Raw genomic sequence first — 23,652 nt, 5'->3', positions numbered from 1 at the left:
ACCTCTTATTCTAAGGTTTATATCTTAATAAAACCCTAGAGATTTTCTTAATATTTTCTTAAACAAACTTCTACATTTTATTTTAAACTAGATAGAGAAAAAAATATAGGATGAGATACTAATAGTAGTATCTCATCCTATATATTAATTCTATACTAATTTAAGTTTTAATTATCTTTTTTCTTTTAAAGATTCTTCTATTATTTTATCTACTAATCCAGCATAAGAAAGATTTTTTCCAGCTGCACTTTTAGGGAATAAACTATTTTTAGTCATTCCAGGTAAAGTATTAACTTCTAAAAGGTATGGAACCTTATCTTCTGTTATAATAAAATCAATTCTTGCATAAACAGAACACTTTAAAGCTCTGAAAGTTTTAAGTGTCATATCTAAAACTTCTTCGTGAAGTTTTTCTTCAAGTTCTATAACATACTCGTCTGAACCACCGTCTTTATATTTAGCTTCAAAATCAAAAAATTCCGCATTTGGCTTTATAGCTACAACTGGGTACATTTCATTTTGTAAAACAGGACAAGTTATCTCTTCACCTTTAATAAACTTTTCAATCATAACTTCTGTATCCCATTTAAAGGCTTCTTTAACTGCGTTTTCTACCTCTTCTTTTGATTTTATTATAAATGTAGCAACACTTGAACCTCCGTGAGTTGGTTTTATAACTACAGGATATCCTAATTTTTCTATTTCTTTGTAATCTAATTCTTCGTAGCTTCTTAAGTTTATCCACTCTGCTGTTCTAATTCCAGCTACTTTTAAAAGGCTCTTAGTCATATCTTTGTCCATACAAGCTGCGCTACTTAAAGGACCACAACCTGAATAAGGTATATCTAACGCTTGAAGAACTGATTGAACAGTACCATCTTCACCAAATTGTCCATGAAGTGCTAAAAGTGCAAAATCTATCTTTTCTTCTAAAACCTTATGAATTATATCTTCTTTTTTATCTATAACGATGCCACAAACATCATATTTATTTCTATCTATATTTTCTAAAATTGAATTACCACTTTTTAATGAAATTTCTCTCTCAGATGAGATTCCTCCCATTATAACTCCAACTTTCATTTAATTCCCTCCAAACATTTTATAAGCTTTAACTTTTACATTATATCACTTCTATTTATCAAAATACAAAATATCAGAATATTTTAATATAAAAATTCGCAATCTTTCTATCTTGCAATTATATTTATAGTAGTATAGTGTAATTATTATAAAAAACTAATAAGGAGAAACTTTATGAACGACAAGAAAAAAGCAATAATATTAATAATTATTTCAGCTCTTTGTTTTGCTTTAATGAGTACATTCGTTAAACTCTCAGGGGATATCCCTTCTATAGAAAAGAGCCTTTTTAGAAATTCAGTAAGCTTTGTTGTAGCATTTTATATTATAGTAAAAAGTGGAGATAGTTTCTTTGGTAAAAAAGAAAATAGAAAATACTTAATCGGAAGATCTTTACTTGGAACTTTAGGAATAGTTGCAAATTACTACGCTATAGAACATTTAATATTAGCTGATGCTAATATGTTAAACAAGCTGTCACCTTTCTTTGTAATTATTTTTTCTTATATATTTTTAAAAGAAAAAATAACTCCAAAGCAAATGATAATACTTGTAATAGCTTTTGTAGGTAGCTTATTTATAATAAAGCCATCATTTAATTTATCAGTTATTCCAGCACTGATAGGTGCATCTTCTGCAATATTTGCAGGTGGTGCTTATACCTTTGTAAGATTTTTAGGAAATAAAGAAAAAGGACCTACAATAGTATTTTTCTTTTCTGCATTTTCAATAGTATCAACACTGCCATTTGTAATTGCAGATTTCGTTGTGCCAAACCCAATGCAAGCTTTTTACTTATTTATGGCAGGAGTGTTTGCATCTATCGCACAGTTTGCACTTACAGCTGCATATAAACATGCACCAGCTAGAGAAATATCAATTTACGATTACACTCAAATAATTTTCTCAGCTATAATAGGTTTCCTATTATTTGGGCAAATTCCAGATTACCTAAGTTTTATAGGCTACGCATTAATTATAGGTGCATCACTTATAATGTTTATTTACAACAATAGACTCGCAAAAAAAGTCTTAGAAAGAACATAAATAAAAGTAATAAAAGCCAAGGTTAACCTTGGCTTTTATCATCTTAAATATAAGAAAGTAAATATCCACTTTCAATATAGACCTTTAAGTCTTATATTAAAACAACATAGTAGTATAACATTTCATAAGGAATTTTAAATTATCTTTTTCATCTTTACATACTCAATTTTAATTTACTCTCCTTAGTATTTATAAAAACAACATACTAATATAACATTTCGTAAGCTACTTATAAAAAAATATATACTCTATACTAATAGGGCTTATCAACCCATTTCTATTACATTAACTTCTCACTAAACTTATTAACTGTTTCTTTTATATCTTCTGAATCTAAAATATCTGTTATAACTGCTACTCCATCTACATTTTCTTTTAAGTCAGGTGTTATATTATCAAGCTTTATTCCGCCTATCCCATAAACAGGTATCTTTACTTTATTTCTTATTTCTTTTAAAGTTTCTATACTTATAACGCTAGTATCTTTTGTAGAGGTGCTATAAATTGCGCCGCACCCTAAATAATCAGCGCCAGATTCTAAAGCTTTAATGCTTTCTTCTAAAGTTTTAGTTGAAACACCTATTATTTTTTCTAAACCTAAGATTTTTCTAGCATCTTTTGAGTCCATATCGTCTTGTCCTACGTGCACTCCGCCTGCATCTATAGCTAAAGCAACATCTATCCTATCATTCACTAAAAGAATAGAGTTAAACTCATCGCATAAATCTTTTAATTTTCTTCCACGCTCTACCATAACTTTAGTAGAAACATCCTTATCTCTATATTGAACTAAAGAAACACCAGCCTCTAAAGCTTCTCTAACTTTTTTAAGTAAAGAATCAAACTCTAACCTGTGGTCAGTTACTAAATATATTTTCTTATCTTTAAAATTCTTCATATTTTACCTTACCTCTTTTTATAATTTCTTCGTCAGTTAAAATAGATAGCTTATCTAAAGTTTCATATTTAAACTTCATAAGTCCAAAATCTTTACTTATCTCTTCTCCAAATTCTCCTGAAATCCCCATAGTTAAAAGAGCCTTAGTACACCCAAATATAAGATTTTCTCCTAAATCTTTACCGCACTCTACTGAAAGCATACCTCCAAGCATACAGCCAGTCCCAGTTATTAATGAAAGTTTTGATACCCCATTATTTATTCTTATTTCTCTAAACCCATCAGTTATATAATCTTCTTTACCTGTTATAACTATTATTGTTTTCTTTTCTTTTGAATAAGCTCTTAAATCTTTTCTAAGTTCTTCTGTGTAGCCTGAATCATCCATAGAGTCTATCCCTATAAATTCACTTTTAAGACCTAAAAGATTTTTAACTTCAGTTAAGTTCCCCTTAATTAAAGTTACTCCTATATCTAATAATTCTTTTACTAAATCTCTTCTAACTTTAGTAACGTGACAACCTACAGGATCTAAAACTATAGGAATATTATTTTCCTTAGCCTTTTTTGCTCCTTTTAATATGCTATCTGCCTTTTCACAGCCTAAAGTTCCTATATTTATATGAAGACAGTTAGATATAATAACGCCCTCTTCTATTTCGTATAAATCATCTATCATCATAGGTTTTCCACCGTATGATAATATAGTTTGAGCTACATCATTCATAGTAACTGTATTTGTAATTGAATCTACTAATGGGCTTGAAACCTTAAACTTTTCTGCATTTTTTAAAATATCTCTTAATTCCATACCACTTAATCTCCTTTATAATAAACCAGATTTTTTATATAACTCATAGAAATGATTAGTAGGACCTACCCCTTTTCCAAGTTCAATTCCATGTTCTATAGCAACTGTAATATATCTTTTACCTGATTTTACAGCTTCTTCTATACTCATCCCTTTTGCTAAGTTTGCGGCTATAGCTGATGATAACGTGCATCCTGTTCCGTGAGTGTTTTTAGTATTTAATCTTTCTTGTTTATAATAAGTAAACTTCTCTCCATCATATAAAAGATCAGTTGCATCGTCTTCTAAATGACCACCCTTAACTAAAACGTATTTAGGTCCAAGTTTTTTTAAATCTAATGCAGCTTCTTTCATATCTTCTAAAGTTTTTATTTCTCTTCCTAATATCTCCTCAGCTTCTGGAAGGTTTGGAGTTATAAGAGTTGCTAAAGGAAATAATTCTTCTATTAAAGTATCTTTAGCGTCTTCTGATAATAATTTAAATCCACTTTTTGAAACCATAACTGGATCTACTATAACTTTAGGAAGATTTTCTATATTTCTTAAAGATTTTCCTATAGCTTTTATTGATTCTATCTTTGAAACCATTCCAATTTTTACAGCATCAACTCTTATATCATCAAATATAACTTTTATTTGATCTTCAATCATATCAGGCGTTATATCTTGAATTGAAAAAACTCCTTGTGTGTTTTGCGCTGTAATTGCTGTTATTACGCTCATCCCAAAAACTCCATTTGCTTGAAATGCTTTAATATCTGCTTGAATTCCAGCTCCTCCTGAACTATCTGACCCTGCTATTGTAAGTGCTCTGTACATCTAAATCACCTTATCCTCTCAATTTATGTTTCTACATTTTTAAAAATATTTTCTATACTCTTTGACCTTAGTAGTAGATATGCTATTAATGCCCCTACTAAAGAACTGCTTGAAAACGGAATTATATAAATTAATAATCCAGCTTCCTTTCCCATAAGAAAAGCCGCTACAGGATATGCTATTAATGCGCCTATAATCCCAGTTCCAATAAACTCTCCAAAACACGCTACAATCTTACTTTTATATTTTTCATATAAAAGTCCGCTTAAAAAGGCTCCTATCATACTTCCTGGAAATGCTAAAAGGCTTCCTGTTCCTAAAATATTTCTAATAAAAGAAGCTATAAATGCATTTCCTAAAGCATAGAACGGTCCTAAAAGCACAGCTGATACAACATTTACAAAGTGTTGCATAGGAGATACTCTAGCTCCTAAAATAGGAATTGAAAAACTTCCTAAAATTACAGCTAAAGCTATTAAAAGCCCACTTAAAGCTAACTTATAACTCTTACTCTTTTCTATAAAAACATCCCCTTTTTCGATATTTTTAAAAATTAATTCTAAAGATATAAATTTCTTTAACAAAAAAAGTAGTTAGCCTTAAAAAGGTTAACTACTTTAAAATATCTAAATAACTTTATTTACTAAAATAGTTCTTCCCTACGCTGGCACTATCCAAATCAGGTATTGAGGGTTTAGGAAAAATCCAATCTCAGCTTTTAAAAGCTCCCCTAGAATTAATTTCTATTTACTTTTACTATTTTATGATATACCAAATTTTGTTTTAAGTCTACTTAAATACTAATCATCACCAAAAACTTTTCTTTTAAGTTCAAGTCCAGCTTCTGTAACTGCAACTCCTCCAAGTCCTGTTTCTCTTAGTGATGGTGGAAGTTGTTTTCCTACTCTATACATAGCTGTAACAGTATCATCAAAAGGAATTTTTGACTCTACTCCTGCCATTACTAAATCAGCTGTGCAAAGTGCACTTACAGCACCTGCTGCATTTCTTTTAGCGCAAGGAATTTCAACAAGTCCAGCTACAGGGTCACAAACTAGTCCTAAAATATTTTTTAAAACTATAGCACCAGCGTCTAAGCTCATCTTAACAGTACCACCCATCATATGAACTACAGCCGCAGCTCCCATAGCAGCAGCTGACCCACACTCAGCTTGGCAACCTCCTTCAGCTCCTGAAAGAGTAGCATTCATTCCTATTATAGTTCCAACTGCAGCTGCTGCAAATAAAGCATCTACAAGCTCATCTTCAGTTTTATTAAGCTTAGCACCTGCTGCAAGAACAACAGCTGTAAGTATACCACAAGACCCTGCTGTAGGACATGCAACTATTCTTCCCATAGAAGCGTTAACTTCAGATGATGCAAGGGCCATAGCCATAGCCATAACTGTAGTAGTTCCAGTTAAAGTTTCTCCTCGCTTTAAATATTCGTTTATTTTATATCCATCTCCACCTATAAGTCCACTTACAGAATAAACTTCAGTTTCAGTTCCTTCTGTTACTGCATCTATCATAACTTTAAGGTTTCTTCTCATCTTTTCAAATATAACTTCTCTATTTTCACCTGCATTTTGCATTTCACTTAAAAGAGCATACTCACTTAAAGAAATACCTTTATCTTCACATATTTTTAAAAGTTCTTCTCCACTTCTAGCTACCATTATTATTCACCGTCCTTAACAGGGTTTATCATTATTACTCTACTTATATGTTCTAATACTTTTATCTTATTTAATGTCTTTTGATCTAATTTATTATCAAGTTCGAAAACCATATTAGCGCCCTGTCCTTTTTGTCTTCTAAAAACGCTCATATATGCAATGTTAATTCCTTCATCATAAAGTAATCTAGTTACTTTTGAAACTACTCCTGGAACATCTTCTTGAGATATTATTAATGTTGGATAATCTCCAGTAAATTCTACTTTATTTCCATTAACTTCAGTCATTTTAATGCTTCCGCCACCTATAGAAGAACCAACGACTTCTCTAGTTTCCCCTGATACAGTCTTCATTATAAATCTAACTGTGTTTGGGTGAACATCTCCTAAATCTTCCTCTCTAAAAGAAAATTTTAATCCTCTTTCTCTTGCTATATCCATAGCTATTCTTAATCTTTTATCGCTAGGTTCCATCCCTAAAATCCCAGCAACTAAAGCTCTATCAGTTCCGTGTCCTTTGTAAGTTTTTGCAAAAGAACCATGAAGACCAAATACAACTTCAGAAACTTCATCACCAGCTACAGCTCTTGCAACTTTTCCAAGTCTTGCAGCACCAGCTGTATGAGAACTTGAAGGTCCTATCATTATAGGTCCTAATATATCGAAAACTCCAACATTATTCATAGTCTCACCTCATCTATTTGTATCAAATTTTGTCTATTTTTATCTATCTATAGTTTAATCTATTAACCTTGCTTTTATCAAGATAATAAAAAAATATCCTTGCTTAAAATTTAAATAACTTTAAAGCAAGGATATTTTAGATTTAATAATTTATTTTTTAATCTCTATAGAACTAGTCTTTTTAGGAGTTCCAAATAACCCCTCATACATAAGTTCAAAACCACCATCATTCATTTTTATGTCTGAATCGTCGTTTACATAAAAGTTATTCATAGTAGTTGTTATAAGTTCAAACTTTTGAAGATTATTTTGATCTAATAATACATCATAAAGGTAAGCTAAGTGGTCTTGTAAGTACTCTTGCATTTCTCTTACTTCTTCGTCAGTTAACTTTCCTTCATCATAAAGCTTTTTAGCTGGACCATTTCTAAATATAAAATAGGCTGAAGCCTTAGTAATATTTTTAATATAATCTTTTGTCTCCATTAATAAACACCTCAAAATTTTATTTCTTATTATTTATTTAACTATAATAATATAAATAAAACAAGATATTGCATTTTTTTACTTTAAATTATATTAACATTTCGTTAATATAATTTATTTTATTTTGAGTTATATTATAGATTGGAAATCAATTTTTAGGAGGGCTTATTATGAACCCATTATTTTTCACAATATTTAAAATTTTCCTTATATTAACTATGATTTTTGTAGTAGTTAAATCAATTTTTGTAACAAAAGAAGCAAGCAAGGATGGAAGTGCAGATAAAATAAACATGTTTTCTGGTATAGGACTTATTAACATATTCTTATTATTAGTACTATTTATTCCTTTAATCTATGTAAGTACAAAAGGACAAAAACTTTTCACATTTGATAATATTTATCTTTTATTCTTTTTAATATTTATTTTATACCAAATTTACGTAAACACTAGAATTTTACTATATAAAAATGGTATCCTAGTGATGGGTCAATACATTAAATACAAAGACATAAAAAAAGCTAGAATTGATGATTGTAAAATCGGGAAGACAGTTATGCTTTTAACAACAACTGGCGGTATGTCATTTAAAATTGGTAAGAAAGATGATGACAAATTAAGAGAGGTAATAAAGAATCATAAAATCCAATTGGTTAAATTTGATTAATAGCTTTTAGTAAAGGAGGATAAATGATACTTTTTACTTTAGGGGAAGCTTTTATCTTAATACTTATAGGGGTCTTAGTCGGTAAAAGCGCATATATGGAGTTTACTCTTAGACGAAAGGAAAAACCTGTAATAATTCGTTTTTTCGGTACTCCATTATTTTTTAACTTAACTATAATTTTAATAATTTTACTTCCAACTATAATAAAAGATATTATAACAAAAACTAGTATATTTCATTTAGGAAATTTATATGTTTTATTAATAATAATCTTTTTAATTTATCAATCATATGTTTCATCAGAAATATTAATATTTTCACATGGAATATTTTATTTAGGGACTTATATTAAATATGAAAATATTAAGAGAATTGAATTAGTTCAAGTAAAAAACAAATACTCAATCGAGGTTGTAGGTTCATTTTCTCTTATGAACGTAAATTTAAATTTAGAAAGCGCTACTAAATTTTATAAACTTATGGTTTTACACGGAGTTAATATTTACACATAATTTTAAAATTATAGGATTAAATTTAAGAACTTAAAAGGATGTTACAAAAATTTGTAACATCCCTTTTTTATTTAAATATTATCATTATATCGTGCCATAATATATTGATTTGCATACCTTCCTTTTCTAACTGCTGCAAAAAGCTTTTTCCCCTCTACTACAAAGCCCATTCTTTCATAAAGTTTTTTAGCTCCCTTGTTTTCTTCGAAAACTTCAAGTTCTAATCTCTTTATCATAAGATAATTATCTGCAAGGTTAATAATTTCTTTTAAAAGAGCAGTTCCTATCCCTTTTCCAGTATACTCATCTCGAACCATAATTCCTAAAGATCCAACGTGCCTAGACCTAGGTGAATCATCAGTACTCATTCCTACCATCCCAACTACTTTAAGCCTTTCCTTTTCTTTTACTTCAGCTACAAAAAGATGATCATTTTTACCTAAATTCTTAATCATATTTTCAGCTCTTGTAACTCTCTCACTTGGAATTGCATAAAGGTTATCACGTACCCCTTCCATCCTTCTAAGTTCATTAACATCATTTGCATCCTCATATCTAATCGGTCTTATAATGAATTCCAAAAAACATATCCCCCTTTTATTTATATTTAGTATTTATAAAAACAACTTCCCCCTATAAACTCCCTTAAGATAGAGTTTTCTGGAACTTTATCCATAGGGATTTCTTTAAAGAAGTTTAAAAACTCAATAAGTCTAGTAGCCTCGTTATAAACTGGGCTATCTTTTTCAATCTTTTGAAGTTCTTTTAAAGCGTATGGCTTAAGAACTCCTAGTTCATAAACTAATGTTGAGTTAAACATATCATCAGCCTCTTCTTGGTATCCGAAAATATTTTTCTTTTCTCCCCTTTTAATTGAAGGCCACATTTTTAAAGTATCTTCCCCGCCGTACCCTCTAGATAAATAATCTCTAACTATTCTTCTAAGTTTTCTTACGTCTGTTGTTGGAATTCTGTTATGATTATCTAAATTTAATTGAGTTAAAGCTGATATATATACTTTATATTTATTTTTATCATCTATAGCATTTGTAAGCATCGGATTTAAGCCGTGTATACCTTCTACTATAAGTATTCCGTTTTGAGGAAGCTTTATAGTATTTCCAAGCCACTCTCTTTTACCTCTTCTAAAGTTGTAAGTTGGAATTTCTACAGCTTCTCCTTCAAGTAATCTTTCTAGATGATTATTTAGAGTGTTTAAATCTAATGAATGTATAGATTCAAAGTCAAAATCTCCATTTTCATCCCTTGGACTATCTTCTCTATTTACAAAGTAATCATCTAAAGATAAAGGCATAGGAACAAATCCATTTACTCTAAGTTGAATACTTAATCTGTTTGCAAAAGTAGTTTTACCAGAAGAAGAAGGTCCTGCAATTAAAACCATCTTTATTCCTTTTCTTTCTGTAATTCTATCTGCTATATATGCTATTTTCTTTTCGTGAAGAGCCTCTGAAACCATAACTACGTCTCTAAGGTCTCCGTGTTCTATCTTATCGTTTAAGCTTCCCACTTCACCAACACCTAAGATGTTAAGCCACTTTTCAGTTTCTAAAAATATCCCAGATAATCTTTTTTGCTCTACGTATTTTGGAAGACTATTTATATCTTCTTTTCTAGGACTTCTTAAAATAAACCCAGGTTCGTAATACATTAAATCCCACGCTTTAATAATCCCAGTCCTTGATGCCATTTGACCGTAAAAATAATCAAATCTTCCTTCAAGTTCATAAAGCTTAACATAATTAAAGTCAACATACTCTAAAAGTTTAACCTTATCTTCCATTTCATAACTTTTAAAGACTTCAATTGCATCTTCTTTAGTTACTTTGATTTTATTTATTTTAAAGTCTCCATCTATTAATTCTTTCATTCTATTTTTTATTAAAACTATATCTTCTTTTGATAAAACCTTTTCTTTGTGTATCTCACCAAATAAGCCTTTACTAATTGAATGTTCTATAGTTATTTTAGCTTCTGGAAAAATATCTAAAGCTGCTTTAATAAATATAAATTGAAGTGTTCTAGTATAGACATTTATCCCAATTTCACTATCTAATTTTACTATTTCTAAGTCTCCACTTTCTTTAACTTCTGCTACTAATTCATAATATTCGCTATTTAGTTTACATAAAGCTACATCACACTCTTCATCCTTATAATACGTATTTACTATATCTTGAAAGCTTGCACCTTTATCTATTTGTACTATTTCTCCGTTTTCTAAAGTTATGTTGTATTTATTCATAATTAGTGCCTCCCTATAAGTTCTATACCTTTATTTTATTATATACTAGAACCTATTTTTTTGAATATAAAACTTTAATTATAGAGATATTAATATTGAGGTGTTTTATATGTTTATTATTTTTATAAGAACGGTTATTTTATATATTCTAGTAATATGTGTTATGAGACTTATGGGAAAAAGGCAAGTTGGAGAGCTCCAACCTTATGAATTTGTAATAACTATAATGATATCTGACTTAGCATCGCTTCCAATGCAAGATACAAGGCTTCCTTTACTTCTTGGAGTGATTCCTATTCTTACACTACTTTTAATGAAAATGATATTATCTCAAATTCAACTTAAAAGCCAAGTTGCAAGAAGAGTTATAGACGGTGAGCCTTCTATTTTGATTTATAAGAGTAAAATAAACTATACAGCTCTAAAAAATCAGCAGATAAATATAGATGAACTTCTTGAAGAAATCAGACTTTCTGGTTACTTTGATTTAGAAGATATACAATACGCCATACTTGAAACTAACGGTCATATATCAATTTTGCCTAGAGACACTCAAAACTCAGGCTTTGAAGGACCAGTTTCCCTTAACAAATACAACAACACAATCGATAACTCAATCAAACAAACAGATTATTCAAAAGATAATAGTATGTTTTCAAAAGAGATAGACTCAAATTCTTCAAAAACTATTTCTGGAAATGAATCTAACCATTTATTTTTACCAAAAGTCTTAATTTCAGATGGTAAGATAAACAAAAACTCTCTTACTAAAATAAATAAAGATGAAATTTGGGTTAAAGATAAATTAAAGGAATTTGAAATCTACGACATAAAAAAAGTCTTAATAGCACTTTACGATACTCGAGGAAATTTCAAATTCCAACTTTATGATGAATTTGAAAAGGAGATGAAATCATGAGAAATATAATTATTTCAATTATCCTTTTTACTTCTGTTTTCTCAGTAGTTGTTTTTGCAAACAAACAACTTGAAACTTTATGCGATACAGTTATAGAATCCTGCGATAGAATCGAAAAATATATAGATTCTGATAATTATAAAGATGCTTACGAAGAATGTTTAAGTCTTTTAAATTCTCTTCAAAAGGAAAATTTCGTATCTTCAATATACGTAAATCATATGGATTTAGATACTATTACAAACCAAGTAGTATCTACTTCCCTTAGACTTAAATGCAAAGAAAAATGTGAAGCTTTAGCTTCAATTCACGTAGTTAAATATTCTTCAAGTATGTTAAAAGAACTTCAAAAACCTAATTTTAAAAACATACTGTAAAACAAAAAGGAAGACTAAAAAGTCTTCCTTTTTTAATTACTTTTCTGCAAAAGTGCTACACTCTGTGTCACATGAAGTACATGCAGTAACGTTTGAAGAAATATCAACGCTGTTTGCCGTACAACTGCGATTTGCGTTATGGACACAAGACGAAGCATTGCAAGTAATTAGTAAGTTTGGGTTTGGTACCTCATTAGAGCTAGTTAAAGATCCTGCATTTGCTATAAAGTCTTTACACATAGTCTCATCTGCAGCTGATGCATTAACTCCTCCACCAACACCTATTGTTTGGTTACAACAATGACTCTGTTTGTTATGTGCACAATCAGAAACAGTACATCTTAAAGTTGTCATTTTGAGTTCCTCCCTTCTTTACAATAATATTATCTGCATTTTAAAAAGATATATTCAAAATTTTTTCAAAACATTTTTGAATATTTTACATATTATTATGCATATTTTAATACACTTTTTGCATATTTTCTTTTTTTATTCAAAATACTTGCATATTTATTCTAAAAGTGTATAATGAATATTATTAATTCTAAATTAACTAAAATTTGTTAATTTAAAGGGGGCTATTTTTATGAAAAAATATAAAAAAGTTGTTTTAGCTTATTCTGGAGGTCTTGATACATCTATAATAATTCCCTGGCTTAAAGAAACTTACGGCTGTGAAGAAGTTATTGCAGTTGTTGGAAATGTTGGTCAAAAAGATGAACTTTCAGGACTAGAAGAAAAGGCTATTCAAACTGGGGCATCAAAAATCTATATTGAAGATTTAACTAATGAATTTGTAGAGGATTATATATTCCCTACTATAAAAGCTAATGCTGTTTATGAAGGAAAATATCTTTTAGGGACTTCATTTGCAAGACCTATTATCGGTAAAAGAATGGTTGAAATAGCTAAAGAAGAAGGGGCTGATGCTATTTGTCACGGTTGTACTGGTAAGGGTAACGATCAAGTTAGATTTGAACTTGCAATAAAAGCTTACGCACCTGATATGCCAATTATTGCACCTTGGAGAATCTGGGATATAAAATCTCGTGAAGAAGAGATTGAATACGCAAAACTTAGAAACATCCCACTAAATATTAGTCCTGAAACTAATTATAGTAAAGATAAAAACCTTTGGCATTTAAGTCATGAAGGCCTTGATTTAGAAGACCCTTCAAACGAACCTAATTATAAAAAAATATTAGAGATGACTAAAACTCTAGAAGAGGCACCTGATTCTCCGACGTATTTAACTATTTCTTTTGAAAAAGGAGTTCCTAAAGCTTTAAACGGTAAAAAGTTAAAGGGAGTTACTTTAATAGAAAAATTAAATGAAATAGGCGGAGAAAATGCTATAGGAATTTCTGATATGGTTGAAAACAGACTAGTTGGAATGAAATCTAGAGGAGTTTACGAAACACCTGGCGGAACTATCTTATATTACGCACATAAAGAATTAGAATCTATCTGTTTAGATAAAGAAACTTCTCACTACAAAGAAATGGTATCTTTAAAATTTGCAGATATAGTATATAACGGTCAATGGTACACTCCTTTAAGAGAAGCGCTTTCTTCTTTTGTTGATAAAACTCAAGAATTTGTAACAGGAGACGTAAAACTTAAACTTTATAAAGGAAATATAATAAGTGCAGGAATAACATCCCCTCACTCTCTATATAGCGAAGAATATGCAACTTTTAACGAAGATGAAGTCTACAATCAAGCTGACTCACAAGGCTTTATAAATTTATTTGGACTTCCTATAACTGTACAAGCTAAGATGAAACAATCTAAAAATTAAGGAGATTATATTTATGAAACTTTGGGGCGGAAGATTTAAAGAAGGAACAAATAAATTAGTTAATGATTTTAATTCATCTATAAACGTTGATTGTAGAATGTATAAAGAAGATATAAAAGGAAGTATTGCACACTCTAAAATGCTTGGAAAGCAAGGCATAATCCCAAAAGAATCAGCAAAAAAAATAGAAGATGGCTTAGTTGAACTACTAAAAAGATTAAATAGTGGCGCTATAGAAATAGATTTAACTTCTGAAGATATTCATAGTTTTACAGAAGGTATTTTAACTTACTATATAGGTGACTCTGGCAAAATGCTTCACACAGCTAGAAGCAGAAACGATCAAGTTACACTTGATTTAAAATTATATCTAAAATCTTATATAAACGACATTATAAATGATCTTTTAAATTTAGAAGAGGTATTATCTCTTAAAGCAAAAGAAAACACTAAAACTATTATGCCAGGATATACTCACATGCAAAAGGCACAGCCTATAACTTTTTCACATCATCTATTAGCCTACTCTGAAATGTTTAAAAGAGATATAAAAAGACTTCTAGACGATTTAGAAAGATTAGATGAAATGCCTTTAGGCAGCGGTGCTTTAGCTACTTCTACTTATCCTATAGATAGAGAATTTGTAGCTAAAGAATTAGGCTTTAAAAATATAACATTAAACAGCCTAGACTCTGTATCAGATAGAGATTATGCTATAGAAACTCTATCTTGCCTTTCAATTATAATGATGCATTTATCAAGATTTTCTGAAGAAATAATTATTTGGTGCACAAACGAATTTAATTTTATAGAACTATCAGACGAATATAGCACTGGAAGTTCTATAATGCCACAAAAAAAGAATCCAGACGTTGCAGAGCTTGTTCGTTCTAAAACTGGTAGAGTATATGGGGATTTAATGACTCTTCTTACAGTTATGAAAGGAATTCCTCTTGCATATAACAAAGATATGCAAGAAGACAAAGAATGTCTTTTTGATGCTTTAGATACTGTTAGCCTTTCTATTAAAACTTTTACTGGAATGATTAACACTATGAAAGTAAATAAAGAAGCTATGAAACTTTCTTGTAAAAGCGGTTTTACTAATGCTACTGATGTTGCTGATTATTTAGTAAAATCAGGTTTAACTTTTAGATCTGCACACGAAATCGTAGGTGAGATGGTTTTATATTGCATAGATAAAAATAAGGGGATTGAAGATTTAACTTTAGAAGAATTTAAATCTTTTTCAAAAGAATTTAAAGAAGATATTTATAAAGCTGTAGACCTTTTAACTTGCGTTGAAGAAAGAAGCGTTATCGGCGGGCCATCTACTTCTTCTGTTAATTTTCAAATAAAAATGTTAGACGAATTTATAAATAGTATAAAAAATAAGCAATAAATAAAAAGGTGGGGTTAGATGAAAAAAGTCGGTATAATCGGGGCAACTGGCTATGTTGGAGCTGAAATTTTAAGGCTCCTACTCTCCTTTCATAAAAAAGTTACTGTATCTTCTATAAGTTCAGTTTCTTTTGAAGGAGAAAAATATGATTCTGTATATAAAAGCTTTATAAATAAAACAGATTTAATTCTAGAAGATTCAAGTTCAGTTATAGAATCTTCAGATATTGTATTTGTTGCACTTCCTCACGGTTTAAGTGAAGAAATAGCTTCAAAGTGCCTTTTTAAAAATAAAATATGTATAGATTTAGGAGCTGATTTTAGGCTCTCTAAAGAAGAGGATTATAAAGCTTATTATAATAAAAACTTTAAAATAAAAGAACTTCATAAAATATCTGTTTATGGTTTACCTGAATTAAATAGAGAAAAGATTAAAAATTCTAGACTGATAGCGTGTCCTGGGTGTTACCCTACTTCTATAGAACTCGGGTTAATGCCAGCACTACAAAATAATATTATAGAATCAAACAACATTATAATAGACTCAAAATCAGGACTTTCAGGTTCTGGAAGAAACCTTTCAAAAAAATCACATTTCACTTTTGCAAACGAAAACTTTTGTGCTTACAATTTAGGAACTCATAGGCACATACCTGAAATTTTAGAAAACTTAAAAAATATATCAAAAAGAGATGTAAATATAACTTTTACGCCTCATCTACTTCCTATAAATAGAGGAATACTTTCAACTATTTACTGCACTTTAAATAAAGATATAACTCTTAAAGAGATCCACAAACACTACGAAGATAAATTTAAAAATGAGCCTTTTATAAATATTCTTCCTTTAAATGAAACAGCTGATATTAAAGATGTAGCTTTTTCAAACTACTGTAATATCTCTCTTCATAAGAATGATTCAAATAACACTTTAATAATTTTATCAGCTATAGATAATATGATAAAAGGCTCTGCAGGTCAAGCTATACAAAATATGAATATAATCTTAGATTTACCTGAAGACACAGGTTTAAATTTTATAAGTCCAAGCTTTTAAAAATATTAAAGGGGGTTATCTGTTTTGGAAATAATTAAAGACTATTCAATAACTGCACCTAAAGGCTTTTTAGCCTCTGGAGTGCACTGCGGCCTAAAGAAAAATAGGAAAGATCTTGCTCTTATTTACTCAGAAGTAAGTGCAGTAACATCTGCTGTTTATACTAAAAATCTAGTTAAAGGAGCACCTCTTTTAGTTACAAAAGAACATTTAAAAGATGGTTTTTCTAGAGGAATAATTATAAATAGTGGAAATGCTAATACCTGTAACGGAAAGAGCGGTCTTACTGATGCTTACAAAATGACTTCTCTTATATCAAAAGAACTGAATTTAAAATCCTCTGATATTTTAGTTGCTTCAACTGGAGTTATAGGAGTTCCTTTAGATATAGAAAAGATTGAACTTAAAACTAAAGATTTAGCTTCTAGCCTTTCTAAGTTTAAAAGTTCTGATGCTGCTTCTGCTATTATGACTACTGATACTACAAAAAAAGAATTTGCTGTAAGTTTTTCTTTAGATGAAAAACGAGTTACTATAGGCTGCATTTCTAAAGGTTCTGGAATGATAGAACCTAATATGGGAACTATGTTATCTTTTATAACTACTGATGTAAATATAGAAAAAAAACTATTAGATGAAGCTTTAAAGGAATCTGTAGATGAATCTTATAATAGAGTAACTGTAGACGGTGATACTAGCACTAACGATATGGTAATAATAATGGCAAACGGGCTTTCTAAAAATCATAAAATAACTAAAAAAGATAAAAGTTATTATAAATTTTTAGATATGCTAAAATTAGTTACTTTGAATCAAGCTAAACTTATAGCTAAAGATGGTGAAGGTGCTACAAAATTAATTTCATGCACCGTTACTGGTGCTAAAACTATAAAAGACTGTGTAAAACTTTCTAAATCTGTTATTAAATCTAGTTTAGTTAAAACTGCATTCTTTGGAAGTGATGCTAACTGGGGAAGAGTTGCTTGTGCTTTAGGGTATGCAAATATTCCTTTTTATACAGAAAAATTAGATATTTATTTTAAAAGCTCTAAAGGTGAAATACTTTTATGTTCTAAAGGACAAGCCGTTAATTTTAATGAAGACCTTGCACGTAATATTTTAATAGATGATGAGATATTAATAATAGTTAATTTAGGAGACTACAATACTTCTGCTACCTGCTATGGCTGTGATTTAACTTACGATTACGTAAAAATAAATGGGGATTATAGGAGTTAATTTATGAAAGATAAACATAGAGCTGAAGTATTAACCCGTGCCCTTCCTTACATTCAAAAGTATTTTGGAAAAACTATAGTAATTAAATACGGAGGCAATGCAATGATTTCAGATTCTTTAAGAGAATCTGTTATTAAAGATATAATTCTTTTAAAGTGCGTTGGATTCAATCCTGTTGTAGTTCATGGGGGAGGCCCTTTTATCTCATCTTATTTAGATAAATTAAATATAGATTCTAAGTTTATAGAAGGTTTAAGATTAACAGATTCAGATACTATTGAAATAGTTCAAATGGTTTTAGGAGGCAAAGTTAATAAAGATCTAGTAACTCTTTTTGAAAAACACTCAGGTAAAGCTTTAGGCTTATGCGGAATGGATGGTTCCCTTTTAAAAGCTAAACCCTTAGATAAATCTTTAGGGTATGTAGGTGAAATCACTTCTGTAAATACAGATATAATAAATATGGCTATAAACTCTAATTTAATTCCCGTTATAGGAAGCGTTGCATTATCAGAAGATGATTTTAAAATATATAACGTAAATGCTGACACTTGCGCATCAAAAATAGCCTCTGCCCTAGGTGCAGAGAAACTTATCTTATTAACTGATGTTAAAGGTGTTTTAGTTAATCCCCCTGATGAAAATTCTCTTCTTTCAAAGATAAGACTTCACCACGTTCCTAAACTTTATGCAGATAAAGTTATAAATGGAGGCATGATTCCTAAAGTTGATTGCTGCGTTGAAGCTATAAGGATGGGAGTTAAAAGAGCTCACATAATAGACGGTAGAATTCCTCACTCAATACTATTAGAACTTTTTTCAGACGACGGAATTGGAACTATGATTTATTAAAGGAGGTAATAATATATGGACCACTCTCTTTTAAACACCTACGCCTTTCTTCCTGTAATTATGAAAAGAGGCTCTGGAGTTTATTTATATGATACTTTTGAAAAAGAATATTTAGATTTTGGAAGTGGAATCGGAGTAAACTCCTTAGGATATTCAAACGTATCAATAACTAATAATATAATAAATCAAATAATAAAATTAAATCACACTTCTAATATATTTTTAAATGATACAATAATTAATCTTAGTAATAAATTAACCGCTCTCTCTAATATGTCTAAAGTATTTTTTTCAAACTCTGGTGCAGAAGCTAATGAATGTGCAATAAAACTTTCTAGAAAATATAGTTTTTCTAAATACAAAGACAAAAACAGAACTACTATATTGTCTTTAGAAAAATCATTTCACGGAAGGACTTTAGCTACACTTAAGCTTACAGGTCAAGAGAAGTTTCACGATTACTTTTTCCCTTTTCCGGAAGGGTTTAAATATACTAAGGCAAACGATATAGAAGATTTTAAATCATCATTAACACCTGACGTTTGCGCAGTTATATTAGAATCTATCCAAGGCGAAGGAGGAGTTATCCCTTTAGGTTTAGATTATGTTCGTAAGGTTTACGAAATTTGCAAATCTAAAGATGTTTTGCTTATCTTTGATGAAGTTCAATGCGGAATAGGTCGAACTGGAAAGTTATTTGGTTTTAATCATTTTGATGTAATTCCAAATATAATAACTTTAGCTAAAGGGCTTGGAGGCGGCATGCCTATAGGTGCAGTCCTTTGTGACTCTACTTTAGAAGATGCATTTAGCCCTGGAGACCACGGTTCTACTTTTGGTGGTAATCCAGTTTGTGCTTCTTCTGCCCTTGCAGTTTTAGAAAGATTTGAAGATGATTCTTTATTAAACTCTGTATCAAACCTCGGAAAACTAGCATTTGATATTTTAAAGGAAAACAAGAAAATTATTTCCATAAGAGGTAGAGGGCTTATGATAGGAATCGAAACTAAATTTAATAGCTCTGAAGTTCAAAAAGAAGCCTTAAAAGAAGGGTTAATAGTTTTAACTGCTGGCCCGAATATAATAAGACTACTCCCCCCATTAATTCTTACTGAAAAAGAATTAATAAAGGGTTGTAAAATATTACTAAAAGTTATAGACAGGATGGAATAATTGATTTAATCTATATATGTGGGTTAAGTCATTTCTAAAATGCTAAATACTTATTTACAGGGAGAAGTCTGGGTTGTAGTTACTTTCTCCCTATTTTTTTATTTTTGGAGGTATTTATGAAAAAAGATTTACTTAAAATGAATGACCTATCAAAGGATGAAATTTTAGAAATATTAAACTTAGCAGACCAATTAAAATACGAAAAAAAACACCATATAGACCACGCACACCTTAAAGGTAAAACTTTAGGTATGATATTTGAAAAAGCTTCAACTAGAACTAGGGTATCTTTTGAAGTCGGGATGTTAGACTTAGGTGGTAACCCACTCTTTTTAAGTAGTAACGACCTTCAAATAGGTAGAGGCGAACCTATAAAAGATACAGGGAGAGTTTTATCTAGATATATAGACGGGATAATGATTAGAACTTTTTCTCAAAAAGATATAGAAACCTTAGCTAAATATTCATCTATCCCTGTAATTAACGCACTTACAGATGATGAACACCCTTGCCAAGTCTTAGCTGATTTAATGACTATAAGAGAATATAAAAATTCTTTTGAAAACTTAAATATTTGCTATATAGGTGACGGCAATAATATGGCTCACTCTCTTATGGTAGGTGCTTTAAAAGTTTCTATGAATTTTAATATAGCGACGCCTAAAGATTATAAACCATTAGACTCTTACATTTCTTTAGCTAAAGAAATTTCAAAAATAAATAATTGCAGATTTAACTTATACGATACTCCAAAAGATGCAATAAAGAATGCAGACATTGTAATAACTGATGTTTATGCGAGTATGGGAAAAGAATCAGAAGCAAAAGAAAGGCTAGAATATTTTAAAGGCTTTTGCGTAGATTCTAGTTTGATGAAATACGCTAAAAATGATGCTATTGTTTTGCACTGCTTGCCAGCTCACAGAGGAGAAGAGATTTCCGAGGAAATTTTAGAAAAATATAGTTCTTCTATTTTTGATGAAGCAGAAAATAGACTTCACGTACAAAAAGCAATTCTTTTAAAACTTATGAAATAAAAAAACAGCCTTATTAAATAAATTAATAAGGCTGTATCTTTTTAAATTTATTTTCTTTTGTGTACAGTTTGATACCACCCGTGCTTTTCTTTCCCATTATCTTTAACTAGCTTTTGACAGTATATTAAGTCATACCCTTCTATTTCTAGTTCATCCTCATTGTGGAATATATACTCTAATCCATCTAAAACGTGGTTTTCTTTCTTTATTAAAACTGTATTTTTATTTATGATAGTATTTTCACTAAAACTATAGCAGCTATTATCATCTTTACTTCTCCAGTCCATTATTAAATATTCTGGATTTATATTTTTTGCTATATTTATAGCTACATTTGGAGTAACCATATTTAATCCCCAAGAAGTAACTACTTTAACTTCACCTTCATAAGTATAACTATTAAGATCACCTATAATAGCTTTTACTCCATTATTTTTACAAGTCTCTATCATAAGTGGATCTATATCAATTCCAAAAGAATCAAATCCTACTTCTTCTAGTAGTTTTACATGTCTACCTGGACCGCACCCTATATCAATCCCGATATCACCTTTTTTCATATCTTTTCTTACGTATTTCATTATTAGACCAACTAACTCACTATCTGGATATTTCATTCCAGTCCACTTTTTAGGATTATTAAATTTAGCCATAATTTTTATCTCCCCTCAAAATATTCTTCTACCTGTTTTGCATCTATTCTAGGAATTATAAAAGACTTTCCATCATAATGCCCATTTCCATCTACTATTCCATCAAAACCTAACGACTTTAAAGGTTCTACAAGTTGTAAAACTGTGCTATTAAACATAGGTCTCATAGGAAGTGTAAAGTATTTAACTGCTTTTAATTTATTTTTTAATAACATATTTAAGCAAGGTATTATCTCTTCATCTATGTATTTATCTACATCTCCGTCAAAAGCTCTATGCGTTACAGTATGTACTCCATATTCTGCATACTCATATCCTTTATATTCTTCTATTTCAGCAAATCTTCTAGAAAGTTCTAAAGCTTCTTCATACCCTGGAGTTCCAAGCACCTCTTCTGCACCATCATTATCATAAAGTAAATTACAACATCCCTTTACATATCTTCTAGTACTATCAGTTTCATATTTATAAACTTTATCTATATATTCTTTTTCTTCTTCTGTAAGCTTTAATAAATTATATTCTCTATCTTTTATAGTTAATGCAATTTGGACTCTATGTGCTATTGGATATATTGGATTGTTTAGCCACGGTCCTGTTATAATTGCAGTTTGAGTTGGAATTTTATTTTCTTCACAGAAAGGAAGTACATTTCTAACCCAGTCAACAGTACCATCATCCCCTGTTATGTATACTGTATTTTCTTCTATAGGTTTATTAATATTTGATAGAAAATCAAATTTCCACCCTTTACTTTTTATAAGATCTACTTGTTTTTTAAATCTTTCCATAGTTATCGGAAAAGATCCCCTTACAGCTTTTTCATTATCTCCATCTATAGAATGATAAGCTATAACTATTTTCTTTTTGTTATCCATTATTATTTATCCCCCTAGTTTATATTTCTCTTATTTTTTTGAATTTTAGTATTTATTAATTTCAATTAAATAATTATTAATATATATCTTTTTATCGACTTTTTTTAACATAAACTTAACGAGAATAAAGGTTTAAATGAAAATTGTAATATTTTCTTCATATTAATTTTAAAAAAAATTAGGCTAAATTTCTTGCAATTGAAACTTAGCCTAAATCACATATTTAAAATCATAATATTAAATTAAATGCTTATTTGCATTTCCTTTCTATCTTCTTCTGTTAATTCATTTCCTCCTACAAAAGCTATTATGAAAATTACTTTTATTAACTCTATTACTTTTTTCATATAAAAATCAACTCCTAAAATTTATTTATCTTATGAGTTAATTATATTTTAGATATATCCTTTCTCATATTTATCTCTATTACATATACATTTCATTTTTGTAATAAAAGAAAAAGGCGGAATCTCTCCACCTTTACTTTTCTATATAATTAGTTACAAATTTTATAGTCATATTCACAGTTCCATCACCATTTCTTGTAACTTCGAACTTAGATTTATCGTGATAATCTTCATTACTTAAATAAAGATCTATTCCATTATCTATTTTAAGTCTTACTCTCTTAAGTTTCTTTTCAGCCCAAGTTTTATCTACTTCAACTTCTTCTACCCCTTGTTCTTTTATAAACTTTTTAAAATTCTCTTTAATAGATTCTTCTTTAAATACATCTTCTGAAAACTTCTCTATATTTATAATTTCTTCTTCCATTAAACCTTTTTTAACTGCATCACGTATCTCCATTGCTTTTAAAGGTTTTTCATTATATATTTCTCTAGTCCAAGCTTCGGTTGCATTTACAAAGGTTTTTGTTATGTCTCTTTCGTTTTGAACTATACTGCAACCTAAAAAGTTATTTATAAAATAGTTTGCTCCGTACTCTTCGTCTTTTTTACTTTTTCTTTGCTTATCTAAAACCATTAAATTATAATTTTCTTCTTCTCTTATAGGTTTTATAAATGCAGCCTTTTGAATCTTTTGACCGCTACCTGGAAGACCTGCTGATTGTGGAACTATCCCTATTCCGATCTTATTGTCTACAAACTCTATTTGATGTGTGAAATTTTTTACGTAATCCATCTTTAATACAGCAATCATAGGACCTTGGTCTGTTATTATAGATGCTATTACTAAGTCGCAAGATGGGATGTTAGTATTTCCATTCATAATTGCAAACATCTGCCTTGCTAGTTCTTTTGATAGTTCTACTAAATTATTTTCTATTCCATTTAAATAATCTTGAACTACTT

General features: G+C 29.6%; 26 protein-coding genes and 1 riboswitch. Of the genes, 12 read left to right on the top strand and 14 right to left on the bottom strand.

Features of this window, described 5'->3' with window-relative positions:
- Positions 1–171: 171 nt before the first annotated feature.
- Positions 172–1,083 (bottom strand): D-alanine--D-alanine ligase, encoded by a 912-nt coding sequence (locus M4I33_RS03590; RefSeq protein ID WP_257915514.1) that lies wholly within the window; start codon positions 1,081–1,083, stop codon positions 172–174.
- Positions 1,084–1,257: 174 nt separating this feature from the next.
- Between M4I33_RS03590 and M4I33_RS03585 the strand changes: the two genes are divergently transcribed.
- Positions 1,258–2,130 (top strand): DMT family transporter, encoded by an 873-nt coding sequence (locus M4I33_RS03585; protein ID WP_257915512.1) that lies wholly within the window; start codon positions 1,258–1,260, stop codon positions 2,128–2,130.
- A gap of 280 nt (positions 2,131–2,410) precedes the next feature.
- On the opposite strand, the gene thiE is transcribed toward M4I33_RS03585, so the two are convergent.
- The 7 genes from thiE to M4I33_RS03550 form a co-directional block, all read right to left on the bottom strand.
- Complete coding sequence (gene thiE / locus M4I33_RS03580; RefSeq protein ID WP_257915511.1) at positions 2,411–3,028, bottom strand: thiamine phosphate synthase; 618 nt, start codon at positions 3,026–3,028, stop codon at positions 2,411–2,413.
- Positions 3,015–3,839, bottom strand: a complete 825-nt coding sequence (gene thiM, locus M4I33_RS03575) for a hydroxyethylthiazole kinase (RefSeq protein ID WP_257915509.1) — start codon at positions 3,837–3,839, stop codon at positions 3,015–3,017. The genes thiE and thiM overlap by 14 nt, the downstream gene beginning before the upstream one ends.
- 15 nt (positions 3,840–3,854) lie before the next feature.
- On the bottom strand, positions 3,855–4,658 hold the full coding sequence (thiD, locus tag M4I33_RS03570) for a bifunctional hydroxymethylpyrimidine kinase/phosphomethylpyrimidine kinase (RefSeq protein WP_257915507.1): 804 nt from the start codon (positions 4,656–4,658) through the stop codon (positions 3,855–3,857).
- 23 nt (positions 4,659–4,681) lie between these two features.
- Positions 4,682–5,179: an energy coupling factor transporter S component ThiW gene (thiW, locus tag M4I33_RS03565; RefSeq protein WP_257915570.1), complete on the bottom strand. Its 498-nt coding sequence runs from the start codon at positions 5,177–5,179 to the stop codon at positions 4,682–4,684.
- A 118-nt stretch (positions 5,180–5,297) separates the two neighbouring features.
- A riboswitch (TPP riboswitch) is annotated at positions 5,298–5,400 on the bottom strand.
- 58 nt (positions 5,401–5,458) lie between these two features.
- On the bottom strand, positions 5,459–6,337 hold the full coding sequence (gene sdaAA / locus M4I33_RS03560; protein WP_257915506.1) for an L-serine ammonia-lyase, iron-sulfur-dependent, subunit alpha: 879 nt from the start codon (positions 6,335–6,337) through the stop codon (positions 5,459–5,461).
- 2 nt (positions 6,338–6,339) lie between these two features.
- Positions 6,340–7,020 carry an L-serine ammonia-lyase, iron-sulfur-dependent subunit beta gene (sdaAB, locus tag M4I33_RS03555; protein ID WP_257915505.1) on the bottom strand — a complete coding sequence of 227 codons (681 nt, stop codon included), beginning with the start codon at positions 7,018–7,020 and terminating at the stop codon, positions 6,340–6,342.
- Positions 7,021–7,170: 150 nt separating this feature from the next.
- Complete coding sequence (locus M4I33_RS03550; protein WP_257915504.1) at positions 7,171–7,506, bottom strand: hypothetical protein; 336 nt, start codon at positions 7,504–7,506, stop codon at positions 7,171–7,173.
- 170 nt (positions 7,507–7,676) lie between these two features.
- Here M4I33_RS03550 and M4I33_RS03545 point away from each other — a divergent pair, with 170 nt between their 5' ends.
- A complete protein-coding gene (locus tag M4I33_RS03545) occupies positions 7,677–8,174 on the top strand; it encodes a hypothetical protein (protein WP_257915503.1) in 498 nt (165 codons plus the stop codon).
- 23 nt (positions 8,175–8,197) lie between these two features.
- A complete protein-coding gene (locus M4I33_RS03540; protein ID WP_257915502.1) occupies positions 8,198–8,686 on the top strand; it encodes a hypothetical protein in 489 nt (162 codons plus the stop codon).
- A 71-nt stretch (positions 8,687–8,757) separates the two neighbouring features.
- Here M4I33_RS03540 and M4I33_RS03535 read toward each other — a convergent pair whose 3' ends face one another.
- Both M4I33_RS03535 and M4I33_RS03530 read right to left on the bottom strand, forming a co-directional pair.
- The gene (locus tag M4I33_RS03535; protein WP_257915501.1) at positions 8,758–9,267 is read right to left on the bottom strand and encodes a GNAT family N-acetyltransferase; all 510 of its coding nucleotides are present in this window, start codon (positions 9,265–9,267) and stop codon (positions 8,758–8,760) included.
- A gap of 26 nt (positions 9,268–9,293) precedes the next feature.
- On the bottom strand, positions 9,294–10,952 hold the full coding sequence (locus tag M4I33_RS03530) for a nucleoside kinase (RefSeq protein WP_257915499.1): 1,659 nt from the start codon (positions 10,950–10,952) through the stop codon (positions 9,294–9,296).
- Between the two features lie 109 nt (positions 10,953–11,061).
- Between M4I33_RS03530 and M4I33_RS03525 the strand changes: the two genes are divergently transcribed.
- Positions 11,062–11,871, top strand: coding sequence for a DUF421 domain-containing protein (locus M4I33_RS03525; RefSeq protein WP_257915498.1), 810 nt, complete (start codon positions 11,062–11,064; stop codon positions 11,869–11,871).
- The gene (locus M4I33_RS03520) at positions 11,868–12,248 is read left to right on the top strand and encodes a DUF4363 family protein (protein ID WP_194191155.1); all 381 of its coding nucleotides are present in this window, start codon (positions 11,868–11,870) and stop codon (positions 12,246–12,248) included. Before M4I33_RS03525 ends, M4I33_RS03520 begins: the two co-directional genes overlap by 4 nt.
- A 36-nt stretch (positions 12,249–12,284) precedes the next feature.
- Here M4I33_RS03520 and M4I33_RS03515 read toward each other — a convergent pair whose 3' ends face one another.
- On the bottom strand, positions 12,285–12,602 hold the full coding sequence (locus tag M4I33_RS03515; protein ID WP_257915497.1) for a DUF1540 domain-containing protein: 318 nt from the start codon (positions 12,600–12,602) through the stop codon (positions 12,285–12,287).
- Positions 12,603–12,834: 232 nt separating this feature from the next.
- On the opposite strand from M4I33_RS03515, the gene M4I33_RS03510 reads away from it, so the two are divergent.
- From M4I33_RS03510 to argF, 7 genes are all read left to right on the top strand, one after another.
- Positions 12,835–14,049, top strand: a complete 1,215-nt coding sequence (locus M4I33_RS03510) for an argininosuccinate synthase (RefSeq protein WP_257915496.1) — start codon at positions 12,835–12,837, stop codon at positions 14,047–14,049.
- 13 nt (positions 14,050–14,062) lie between these two features.
- Positions 14,063–15,451 (top strand): argininosuccinate lyase, encoded by a 1,389-nt coding sequence (gene argH / locus M4I33_RS03505; RefSeq protein WP_257915495.1) that lies wholly within the window; start codon positions 14,063–14,065, stop codon positions 15,449–15,451.
- Between the two features lie 18 nt (positions 15,452–15,469).
- Entirely contained in the window at positions 15,470–16,507 is a 1,038-nt protein-coding gene (argC, locus tag M4I33_RS03500; protein WP_257915494.1) for an N-acetyl-gamma-glutamyl-phosphate reductase, read from the top strand.
- A 24-nt stretch (positions 16,508–16,531) separates the two neighbouring features.
- A complete protein-coding gene (gene argJ, locus M4I33_RS03495; protein WP_257915493.1) occupies positions 16,532–17,746 on the top strand; it encodes a bifunctional glutamate N-acetyltransferase/amino-acid acetyltransferase ArgJ in 1,215 nt (404 codons plus the stop codon).
- 3 nt (positions 17,747–17,749) lie between these two features.
- The gene (gene argB / locus M4I33_RS03490; protein WP_257915492.1) at positions 17,750–18,598 is read left to right on the top strand and encodes an acetylglutamate kinase; all 849 of its coding nucleotides are present in this window, start codon (positions 17,750–17,752) and stop codon (positions 18,596–18,598) included.
- Positions 18,599–18,613: 15 nt separating this feature from the next.
- The gene (locus tag M4I33_RS03485) at positions 18,614–19,771 is read left to right on the top strand and encodes an acetylornithine/succinylornithine family transaminase (RefSeq protein WP_257915491.1); all 1,158 of its coding nucleotides are present in this window, start codon (positions 18,614–18,616) and stop codon (positions 19,769–19,771) included.
- 116 nt (positions 19,772–19,887) lie between these two features.
- The gene (argF, locus tag M4I33_RS03480; RefSeq protein ID WP_257915490.1) at positions 19,888–20,808 is read left to right on the top strand and encodes an ornithine carbamoyltransferase; all 921 of its coding nucleotides are present in this window, start codon (positions 19,888–19,890) and stop codon (positions 20,806–20,808) included.
- A gap of 47 nt (positions 20,809–20,855) precedes the next feature.
- On the opposite strand, the gene M4I33_RS03475 is transcribed toward argF, so the two are convergent.
- The 3 genes from M4I33_RS03475 to M4I33_RS03465 all read right to left on the bottom strand — a co-directional run.
- Positions 20,856–21,461 carry a bifunctional 2-polyprenyl-6-hydroxyphenol methylase/3-demethylubiquinol 3-O-methyltransferase UbiG gene (locus M4I33_RS03475; protein WP_257915489.1) on the bottom strand — a complete coding sequence of 202 codons (606 nt, stop codon included), beginning with the start codon at positions 21,459–21,461 and terminating at the stop codon, positions 20,856–20,858.
- Positions 21,462–21,466: 5 nt separating this feature from the next.
- On the bottom strand, positions 21,467–22,339 hold the full coding sequence (locus tag M4I33_RS03470) for a polysaccharide deacetylase family protein (RefSeq protein ID WP_257915487.1): 873 nt from the start codon (positions 22,337–22,339) through the stop codon (positions 21,467–21,469).
- 480 nt (positions 22,340–22,819) lie between these two features.
- The coding region (locus M4I33_RS03465) for a nucleoid-associated protein (RefSeq protein ID WP_257915486.1) at positions 22,820–23,652 on the bottom strand (833 nt) is incomplete at its 5' end.

Source organism: Clostridium sp. LY3-2, from assembly GCF_024705715.1.
Classification (GTDB): domain Bacteria; phylum Bacillota; class Clostridia; order Clostridiales; family Clostridiaceae; genus Clostridium.
The sequence above is the reverse complement of the archived record's forward strand: the minus strand, read 5'-3'. Positions and strand labels throughout refer to the sequence as shown.